Raw genomic sequence first — 9,381 nt, 5'->3', positions numbered from 1 at the left:
AAACTGGGCCAGCTTGACTCAAGTTGATCCAGTTTCAGTCTGGGGCGCCGCCTCGCGAGCCGAATCGCTCCTCCTTCGGACTCTCGCGAGGCCCTGGCAGGCCCGGGCCATGGACGGGCTTTGCTCTTAAAAGGAATTCAAGGAGAGGAGAGCGTGTTCAAGGGGCTGAAAAGCCTCCCGACCCGTGAGGCGGCTCCGGGGCGGGCGCCGGAACCCGGCGGGGGGATTGACATCCCCCGGACGACCGGGGTACGGCCTGACCCGGAGCATGCACAAGGGCCCCGCCATCGGCCCTTTGTTCCCGATGCGGATCCTCTCCGGGCCCCGGGCAGAAGTCCAAGGGGCAGGGCTGGATCGGAGGTCGGCCTGAGCCGGTACTCTCTACCTTTGTCCTGGTTGTTTCCGGGACGATTGGAGACCGGTCATGGCCGCGCCCAGAAAGAAAACGCCCCTTCTCCATGCCCTCCCTCCCGCGCTGCCCGCGCTCGGCTCCCTGGCCCTGCTGGCGGCGCTGCCCGCCCAGGCCCAGGCTCCCCTGGACCCCGGCGAAGCCCCCGATGCCATTCCCACCGTCACCGTGGAAGGCCAGCGCGAGGCGCCGCTGATTGGTCACGATCCCGAGGGCGAGGGCCTGCGCGATTATCGGGTGACCCACACGTCCACCGGCGCCAAGATGGACGTGGACGACAAGGAAGTCCCCCAGGCCATCGTGACCCTTCCCCAGCGCCTGCTGGAGGAACAGCAGGCGACCACCATCAACGACGCCTTTCGCAACGTCGCCGGCGCCCAGGCGACCCAAAGCGCCCTGCAAGGCGCCCAGTGGCCGATCCTGCGCGGGTTTGAAACCCGCAACTTCTACAAGGACGGCATGCGCGACGACGCCTTCGACCGCAGCCCCTGGCTGGGCAACGTGGAACGGATCGAGGTGTTGAAAGGCCCCGCGTCCGTCCTCTACGGCGATGGCAATCCGGGGGGCGCCATTAACGTCGTTTCAAAAAAGCCGCTCCAGGAAACCACGGTCACCGGCAGCCTGTGGGGCGGAACCGGGGCCGAGGTCGGCGGGTCGGGCGACCTGTCGGCCAGGCTGACCGACGACGGCCGGGCCTTGATGCGCCTGATCGCCGACGCCGACCGCAAGGACGCGTTCGTCGATCACTTCGATACGTATTCCCGCCACCTCAGCGGCCAGTTCCAGGCCCAGCCCGGCGATCGCACCACCGTGACCGTGGCCAGCGAATACCGGATGCGTCACCAGAACGGGAACGATTTTGGCCTGCCCGCGTATGCCCTGGGCTCGGGCCTGTCGCGCTCGACCAGCTATGACGCGGATTGGTCCGAGCGCCGGGATATCGGCCTCAACCTTTCCAGCCGGGTGACCCACGCCCTTGATGACACTTGGAAAATCAGCTCGGGCCTGCTTTTGAACCAGTATTCGTTTTCCCAGGAACTGACCTCGACCTCGTACACCAGCGCCGACATGGCCGCGAACCGGGTGCGGCGGACTCCCAACAAAACCGATTCCCTCACCCGCGAGGTGCTTTCGGACACCAACCTGGAAGGCCGCTTCAAGGTGATGGGCCTGTCCAACCAGGTTCTGGGCGGCGTGGAATACGCCTATGGCGTTGTCGAGCGCGACGTTTATGGGGGAACCGTGACCACCACCAGTCTGTTCACCCCCGACACCTCCTTCGCCAAGCCGTCGTGGACTCACACCTGGGATCAGACCTTCACCACCCAGCGCGTGGGCACATACGCCCAGGATCTGATCGAGGTGTTGCCGGGCCTGAAGCTGATGGGGGGCTTGCGCTACGACGCCGTGCGCCGGGAATCAGACGACGAGGTTCAGCCCACCAGCACGGCGCGCAACGCCACGACCATCGACCACGCCTTCAGCAAGCGTCTGGGCCTGTCCTACGAGGCTTGGCCCGGGGTCACCTTCTATGGGGGGTGGTCGCGTTCGTTCGTGCCGCCCGGAACCAGCGTGAGCGTGGGGACCTTGCCGCAGGCGGATCCCGAAATGGGCGAGCAGCTTGAAAGCGGCATCAAGCTGGACATCGGCGAGGCCTTCACCGCCACCGCCGCCTTCTACCATCTGACCCGCGAAAACGTGCGCACCACCAACAGCGTGACCGGAATCACCAGCATCACCGGCGAACAGCGCAGCCGGGGGGTCGAACTGGACGCGACGTGGAAAATCACGCCCGAGTGGAACATGCTGATCGCCTACGCCTATACCGACGCGGTGGTGACCAAGGACGATACCTATGAAACGTGGTCGCGTCTGCCCAACGTGCCCACCCACAGCGGCCGGCTGTGGTCGATGTATACCTTTTCGGAAGGTCCGGCGGCCGGGATTTCGCTGGGCGGCGGCCTCACCTACGTGGGCGAGCGCGCGGCCAACCTGAAGCGAAACGTCCAGTATTCCATGCCCGGCTACACCACCGTCGACCTGGCCGCCGCCTACCAGCCCACCGAGCGCGTGCGCCTCAGCCTCAACGCCAACAACATTCTCGACAAGCGCTATTACATTGGCTCGGGCACCTGGCAAACCACCGATACGCCGATGATCAACGTGGGCGAACCGATGAGCGTCATCGGCCGCGTTCAGATCACGTTCTAAGCCGTGGCTCGTTTCTTCCCCGGGTTCTCTGGGATGGCTCTTCTGGGGGCGCTTCTGGCCGGGGTGGCGCCCCCGGCCGGGGCCGGGGAGCCGCCCGCGCGCGATCAGCGGGGGGCGCCGCTGCCCGCGTCGCTCCCCGCCCACAAGATGGTGACCTTCAATTCCGCCTTGTGGATGCTGCTCACCTTGGACCAGGGCACCGACCGCGTGGCCGGGGCCAGCGCCAGCACCGTGCGGGTTGTGACCACGGGGCTGCTGGGCAAGGCCTTTCCCCAGGCCGCCCGCGTGCCCGACACGGTGGCCGCCGACGGCTTCTTCCTGCCCAACGTCGAGGCCATCCTGGCCCTTGCCCCCGACGCCGTGTTGCAGTGGGTCGGGCGCAACGATCCCGCCTATCTCGCCCCCCTGGAACGGGCCGGCCTGCCCGTGGTTGGCCTGCGCGAAAACCAGAGCGACGCCGATTACATCGCGACGGCCCGCCTGCTCGGCACCTTGTCCGGACAGCCCGGGCGGGCCGAGGCCCTGGTGGAGCGCTACCAAGCCCTTTACGCCGCCCTGGCCCGCGATCTCGCTTCGCTGGTCGGGGAGCGGCGGCCGAAGGTGCTGTACCTGTGGAAGGACCGCCCCTTGATCCCCATCGGCGGCGGCAGCTTCTATGGCGCCTTGCTGGAACGCTCAGGCGGCGAGAACGCCGCCGCGTCGCTCTCGCGCTGGGGGGCGGTGACCATGGAACAGATCCTGGTCTGGAACCCCGATGTCGTCTTGCTGTTCTGCTGCGGCCCGGCCCGCCCTCAGGCCCTGTACGAGGATCCCGCCTGGCGGGCGGTGCGCGCCGTGCGCGAGCGCCGGGTGTACAAGGTGCCCATGGGCGGCTCGCGCTTCGCCGACCTGATCGAGGGGCCCTTGTTCTCGCGCTGGCTGGCCGAGCTTTTGCATCCCGGCCTGCCGTCCCGCCTGCGCCAGGACCTGCGCGAAACCTACCGCGCGATTTATGGCCTGACCTTGAGCGACGACGACCTCGACCGGACCCTTCATGCCCGGGCCAACGCCCTTTCCGCCCACTACAAGCGTTTCTTGCGCGAGACCCCGCCGTGATCCGAACCCATCCCCTGATTCTTCCCCTCCTGGCCGCGCTGTGCGTGCTGATGGTGCTGTTTTCGCTGGGCGTTGGCACCTATCCCGTTTCGCTGGCCACGCAGATGCGCATCACCGCCGCCTTGCTCCTGCCCGCGCCGCTGGCCCCCGATCCCACATGGACCGAGGCGGAATGGACCGCCGTGGTCATCTTGCGTCTGCCCCGCGTCTTGCTGGTGACCCTGGCCGGGGCGGGGCTCGGGCTGGCCGGGGCTTCCCTGCAAGGCATGCTGCGCAACCCCCTGGTCGGCCCCGATATCGTGGGCATCTCGGCCGGATCGGCCTTTGGCGGGATGCTGGCCATCTTGCTTGATTTTTCCTCGACCGGCCTGCTGCTCTCGGCTTTCGCCGGCGGCGCCGGCGCCTTGTTCCTGGCCTGGAGCCTGGCACGGCTGGGCCGGGGGGGCGGCGTGCTCCCCGTGATCCTGGCCGGCATCATCGTGGCCGCCTTCTTCACCGCCTTGAACGGGCTCCTTCAATACGTCGCCGATCCCGACAGCAAGCTGCCCGCCATGGTCTACTGGCTGATTGGCAGTTTCGCGGGATCCAGCCTGGAGGACCTGCGCCTGGCCGCGCCGCCCCTGCTTATTGCCGGCACCGGCCTCGTGCTGTTGCGCTGGCGCTTGAACCTGCTGTCGCTGGGCGACCTCGACGCGGCCGCGCTGGGCGTGCGGGTGGGGGGCTTGCGCTGGCTGATCGTGGCCCTGGTCGCCACCTTGGTGGCCTCGCAGGTCGCGGTCAGCGGCATCGTGGGCTGGGTGGGGCTGGTCGTGCCCCATTGCGCCCGCATGCTGGTGGGGGCCGATCACCGCCGCCTGCTGCCGGCCTCGGCCCTGGTCGGCGGGGTTTTCCTGCTGGCCATGGATAATCTGGCCCGCACCCTGACCGTTCAGGAACTGCCGATCGGGGTGTTGACCGCCGTGGTGGGCACACCGGTTTTCGCGTTTCTTTTCTGGCGCTCGCAAGCCCGGGGGTGGGTCCTTGACTGACGAACTGATCCGGTTTTCCAACGTGGGCCACGCCTACACCCCCGCGCGCTGGGTGTTCCGGGGCTATTCGGGCACCGTGGCCCGGGGGCGGGTGCTGGCCATCCTGGGCCCCAACGGCTGCGGCAAGACCACCTTGCTGCGCCTTCTCCTGGGCCTGGGCCGCGCGACCGAAGGCACCATCGAGCGTTTCGGCCGGGTGGCCTTCGTCCCCCAGCTGTTCCAGGTGGGGTTTGACTATTCGGTGCTGGACATGGTGCTGATGGGCCGGGCCGGGCGCATTGGCCTGCTGGCCCAGCCCGGCCGCGCCGACGAGGCCGCCGCCCGGGACGCCCTGGCCCGCTTCGGGCTGGAAGACCTGGCCCGGCGCCCTTTTCATGAACTCTCGGGCGGCCAGCGCCAGCTGGTGATCCTGGCCCGTGCCCTGGTCGCCGGGGCCGATCTTTTGATTCTCGACGAGCCGGCCTCGGCCCTGGATCTGGGAAACCAGGTTTTGATCCTGGACTGGATCCGGCGCCTGGCCCGTCAGGAGGGCCTGGGCGTGGTGTTCACCACCCACCACCCGCACCATGCCCTGGCCGTGGCCGACCGGGTGTTGCCCATGCAAGACGGGGCCGACAACCACGACGCCCCGGCTTCCGAGATCCTGACCGAGGCACGGTTGCGGGCCCTGTATGGCGTCCCTCTCAAGCGGGTGGCCTTCGAGCACGAGGGGCAGCGCCATGAAACCTTCGCCCTGGTGATTCCCCATTCCAACGCCCCCGACGACACGACCGGCGCGCCGTCGCCCGACGTCAGCCCGCCGTGAGGGCAAGGAAAAAGGGGAGGGGGCCGGGCGCCCCTCTCCCCTTTTTCCAAGGTCCGGTATCGAGGAGAACGCCTCCCGATCGCCAAGGATCGACGAAGGCGTTCCGTTCCTCCGGTCGCGGTGAAGGTTAGCCGCGCTGCTCCATGGAAATGAACGGCCGCGCCGTGGCGCCCTGGTAGAGCTGACGGGGCCGGCCGATCTTCTGGTCGGGATCCTCGATCATTTCCTTCCACTGGCTGATCCAGCCCACGGTCCGGGCCAGGGCGAACAGGCAGGTGAACATGGTCGTGGGAATGCCCATGGCCCGGAAGACGATGCCCGAATAGAAGTCAACGTTGGGGTACAGCTTCTTTTCGATGAAATAATCGTCTTCAAGGGCGATCTTCTCAAGCTGCATGGCAATCTTGAGCAGGGGTTCGTCCTCGGCCCCGACTTCGGCCAGCACTTCGTGACAGGTGCGGGCCATCAGCTTGGCGCGCGGGTCGTAGTTCTTGTACACGCGGTGCCCGAAGCCCATCAGGCGGAAGGAGTCGTCCTTGTCCTTGGCGCGCTTGACGAACTCGCCCACCCGGTCGGGAGTCCCGATCTGGTTGAGCATGTTGAGCACGGCCTCGTTGGCGCCCCCGTGAGCCGGGCCCCACAACGACGCGATACCGGCCGCGATGCACGCGAACGGATTGGCCCCCGACGATCCGGCCAGGCGGACGGTCGAGGTCGAGGCGTTTTGTTCGTGGTCGGCGTGCAAGATCAAGATGCGGTCCATGGCCTTGGCCAGAACCGGGTTGACCTCGTACTCCTCGCACGGGGTGCTGAACATCATGTGCAGGAAATTTTCGGCGTAGTTCAGCTTGTTGCGCGGATAGGCAAAGGGTTGGCCTTGGGAATACTTGTAAGCCCAGGCGGCAATGGTGGGCATCTTGGCAACCAGGCGATGCTGGGCCACCATGCGCTGGTAGGGGTCGGTAATGTCGATGCTGTCGTGGTAGAAGGCCGACAGGGCGCCGACCACGCCGCACATGATGGCCATGGGATGGGCGTCGCGCCGGAACCCATCAACGAATTTATGCAGCTGCTCATGGACCATGGTGTGATGGCTGATGGTCCAATGGAACTCGTCCCGCTCCTTGGCGTTGGGCAGTTCGCCGCGCAGGAGCAGGTAGGCTACTTCCATGAAGTCACAGTTTTCCGCTAGTTCCGCAATATCATAACCGCGATAACGCAAGATCCCGGCGTCGCCGTCGATATAGGTGATGGACGACGAACAGCTTCCCGTTGACATGTACCCGGGGTCATAGGTGAACATGCCGGTTTCATTATAGAATTTACGGATATCAACCACATCCGGACCATCCGATCCGGAAAGGATCGGAAAGGTATAGTTTTTTCCGGTGCGGTTGTCGATCATCGTCACCGTATTCTTGGTGTCGGTCATCGGCGCTTTCCCCAGTCTGGTCCTTGCCGTCGCCGCACGGTATCCGGGGATCCGGTGCGAGATGGCAAGATGCGGTGGAAGGGCAGGATCTCCAGGCTCCCCGACATGGCCTTGGCCTGATGGGTGACCCCTTCGGGGGGCGATTCCGCCTTTGCGTAGCTCTCTCCACGCGCCTTTCGGACGAGTGTCCCAACAGCACGGGAAGGTCACCCGTCTTCGGAACGGAGCTCCCTGGGTGCAGCATACACGAAAGCGGAGGGCGCCGGAGGGTTTCTTTCTCCTCCTTCCGGCCGAGGGCCATCCGTAAGGCCAGGATCTCCCTGCGCATCGCCTGGACAAAACCGGGAAGCAAAGCCTCCACTCACAAATTAAGTTTTTTAGAACAATGGGTTAATTCGTTATTCGCTCCCGTGGGGAGAAAGGGGAAGGGGCGGGGGCGAGAAAGGGAGGCTTCGAGCGGAAGGGAGTGATGTCAACATATCATCGTACGCAGGCGCGGGTTTCACGGTGTTTATCCGACCATCCGATTCGGAATCGTGGCCGGGGCCGCGGTTCCGGCTCGGGAGGGAGGCGCGATAGCCCCCATGGGGTTGATATACTATAGATAATATATAGTTGTTTTATCACCCCTCTTTCCTTGCCTTCGGGGAAAAACGGGGGCTTGTATGGCCAGACGAGCCTCCAAGGAGGCTATTATTATGGATAATAGATAATTAGTCGAATCCAGCCCGGAGGTCCCCATGCTATCGTGCTCCTTGTCCCGTGGCGCCGCCCCTGTCCGCTCGTGGTCAACATCCTTTGCGTTCCTGATCGCCGGGGTTGCCCTGCTGACCCTGGGCGCCAAGACCCAGATTCCCTTCTGGCCCGTTCCCATGACCTTGCACACCCTGGTCGTCATGGCCCTGGCCGTGGCCGCCGGTCCCCGGCTGGCGGTGGCCACCTTCGTGGCGTACCTCGGCGTTGGCGCGCTGGGCCTGCCCGTCTTCTCGGGAACACCCGAGCGGGGCCTGGGTCTTGCCTACATGGCCGGTCCCACCGGTGGCTACCTGATGGGGTATCTCGTGGCCTCGGGGCTGGTGGGCTTCCTCGCCGCCGGTCGGGGCTTCGTGGGGCGCCTGGGAGCCATGCTGGCCGGTCTGGTCGCGATCTATGCCCTGGGCGTCGCCGGGCTGATCCCGTTCGTGCCGACCTCCCACCTCTTCACCGCCGGCGTGGCGCCGTTCCTGGTCGCCGATCTGATCAAGGTCTTGATTGTCGCCGTTGGGGCTTCGGCCGTTTCGCGCCTGCGGGAGGTCCGTTCGTGAGCGCGATCCCCGTCCGGACCCCGCCCGCTTCCCCCACCCCCGAGGCGATCGAAGCGCTCTTGCGCCTGCCGCTCCTGGATCTGGTGGGACGGGCGAACGCGGTTCACCGCGCCCACCACGATCCCAACGAGATCCACACCGCCAGTCTGATCAGCATCAAGACCGGTGGCTGCCCCGAGGATTGCGCCTACTGCCCGCAATCGGCTCATCATCACGATGTCGAGCTGACCCGCGAAGCCCTGATGAATCCCGACAGCGTGATCGCGGCCGCGAAACGGGCCAAGGCCGCCGGTGCCGAACGCTTTTGCATGGGTGCCGCCTGGCGCTCCGCTCCGGAAGGCGCGCCGTTCGAGGCTGTTCTGACCATGGTTCGGGAAGTCTCGGCGCTTGGCCTGGAAACGTGCGTGACCTTGGGCATGCTGAGCGAAAGCCAGGCGCGGCGCCTGGCCGACGCCGGCTTGACCGCGTACAATCACAACTTGGATACGGGCCCGGAATTCTATTCCAAGATCATCACCACCCGGACCTTCCAAGATCGCCTGGATACCCTGGCGGCGGCGCGCGCGGCCGGTATCAGCCTGTGCTGCGGCGGAATCATCGGCATGGGCGAAACCTTGCGCGACCGGGCCGGTCTGCTGTGGAGCCTGGCCAGCCTGGATCCGCCCCCGGAAAGCGTGCCTATCAACATGCTGGTCCCGGTTCCCGGCACCCCCCTGGCCGATCGTCCGCCGCTGCCCTCCACCGAGGTGGTGCGCATGATCGCCGCGACCCGCCTTGTGCTGCCACGGGCCCGGGTCCGCCTGTCGGCCGGCCGGCGCCAGCTTTCGCAAGAGGCGCAGATCCTGTGCTTCATCGCCGGGGCCAACGCCTTGTTCCTGGGGGACACCTTGCTCACCACGCCCAACGCCGGGCCCGACGAGGACAAGGTGCTTTTGGATCTGCTGGCGCCCGTGGAAAACGTCGCGGCTTGAGACGCGCCTGGCACCCATGAGCAGGGCGGACCCTCCTGACGAGGATCCGCCCTTTTTTCCTGTTTCCAGGCTGCTTCCGAAAAGCGGTACCTACTTTTCCCTGACAGCCTGCTAGAGTAATCCGAG

7 protein-coding genes are annotated in these 9,381 nt (G+C 66.0%); 6 read left to right on the top strand and 1 reads right to left on the bottom strand.

The window, feature by feature from the left end; genetic code table 11:
• Positions 1–424: 424 nt before the first annotated feature.
• From ROR02_RS15210 to ROR02_RS15195, 4 genes are read left to right on the top strand one after another with little or no spacing between them, the layout of a single operon-like run.
• Positions 425–2,620 (top strand): TonB-dependent siderophore receptor, encoded by a 2,196-nt coding sequence (locus tag ROR02_RS15210; RefSeq protein ID WP_147164894.1) that lies wholly within the window; start codon positions 425–427, stop codon positions 2,618–2,620.
• 33 nt (positions 2,621–2,653) lie between these two features.
• Positions 2,654–3,715, top strand: a complete 1,062-nt coding sequence (locus ROR02_RS15205) for an ABC transporter substrate-binding protein (protein ID WP_147164893.1) — start codon at positions 2,654–2,656, stop codon at positions 3,713–3,715.
• Complete coding sequence (locus tag ROR02_RS15200) at positions 3,712–4,743, top strand: FecCD family ABC transporter permease (RefSeq protein WP_218032831.1); 1,032 nt, start codon at positions 3,712–3,714, stop codon at positions 4,741–4,743. The genes ROR02_RS15205 and ROR02_RS15200 overlap by 4 nt, the downstream gene beginning before the upstream one ends.
• On the top strand, positions 4,736–5,548 hold the full coding sequence (locus ROR02_RS15195; protein ID WP_147164892.1) for an ABC transporter ATP-binding protein: 813 nt from the start codon (positions 4,736–4,738) through the stop codon (positions 5,546–5,548). The genes ROR02_RS15200 and ROR02_RS15195 overlap by 8 nt, the downstream gene beginning before the upstream one ends.
• A 127-nt stretch (positions 5,549–5,675) precedes the next feature.
• Here the strand turns inward: ROR02_RS15195 and gltA are convergent, their stop codons facing one another.
• Positions 5,676–6,980, bottom strand: a complete 1,305-nt coding sequence (gltA, locus tag ROR02_RS15190; protein ID WP_147164891.1) for a citrate synthase — start codon at positions 6,978–6,980, stop codon at positions 5,676–5,678.
• 740 nt (positions 6,981–7,720) lie between these two features.
• On the opposite strand from gltA, the gene ROR02_RS15185 reads away from it, so the two are divergent.
• Together ROR02_RS15185 and bioB are read left to right on the top strand one after the other, a co-directional pair.
• Complete coding sequence (locus ROR02_RS15185; RefSeq protein WP_147164890.1) at positions 7,721–8,284, top strand: biotin transporter BioY; 564 nt, start codon at positions 7,721–7,723, stop codon at positions 8,282–8,284.
• On the top strand, positions 8,281–9,255 hold the full coding sequence (gene bioB, locus ROR02_RS15180) for a biotin synthase BioB (RefSeq protein WP_147164889.1): 975 nt from the start codon (positions 8,281–8,283) through the stop codon (positions 9,253–9,255). The genes ROR02_RS15185 and bioB overlap by 4 nt, the downstream gene beginning before the upstream one ends.
• The last annotated feature ends 126 nt before the right edge of the window (positions 9,256–9,381 follow it).

Origin of the sequence: Pararhodospirillum oryzae (assembly GCF_007992075.1) — a bacterium.
Classification (GTDB): domain Bacteria; phylum Pseudomonadota; class Alphaproteobacteria; order Rhodospirillales; family Rhodospirillaceae; genus Pararhodospirillum; species Pararhodospirillum oryzae.
Note: the sequence above shows the minus strand (reverse complement) of the source record. Positions and strands in the feature narration are given on the sequence as shown.

Excerpts from the sequence above, each read along its gene's own strand:
- ROR02_RS15210 (WP_147164894.1), top strand. The coding sequence starts at position 425 with ATGGCCGCGCCCAGAAAGAAAACGCCCCTTCTCCATGCCCTCCCTCCC.
- ROR02_RS15205 (WP_147164893.1), top strand. The coding sequence starts at position 2,654 with ATGGCTCTTCTGGGGGCGCTTCTGGCCGGGGTGGCGCCCCCGGCCGGG.
- gltA (WP_147164891.1), bottom strand. The coding sequence starts at position 6,980 with ATGACCGACACCAAGAATACGGTGACGATGATCGACAACCGCACCGGA.
- ROR02_RS15185 (WP_147164890.1), top strand. The coding sequence starts at position 7,721 with ATGCTATCGTGCTCCTTGTCCCGTGGCGCCGCCCCTGTCCGCTCGTGG.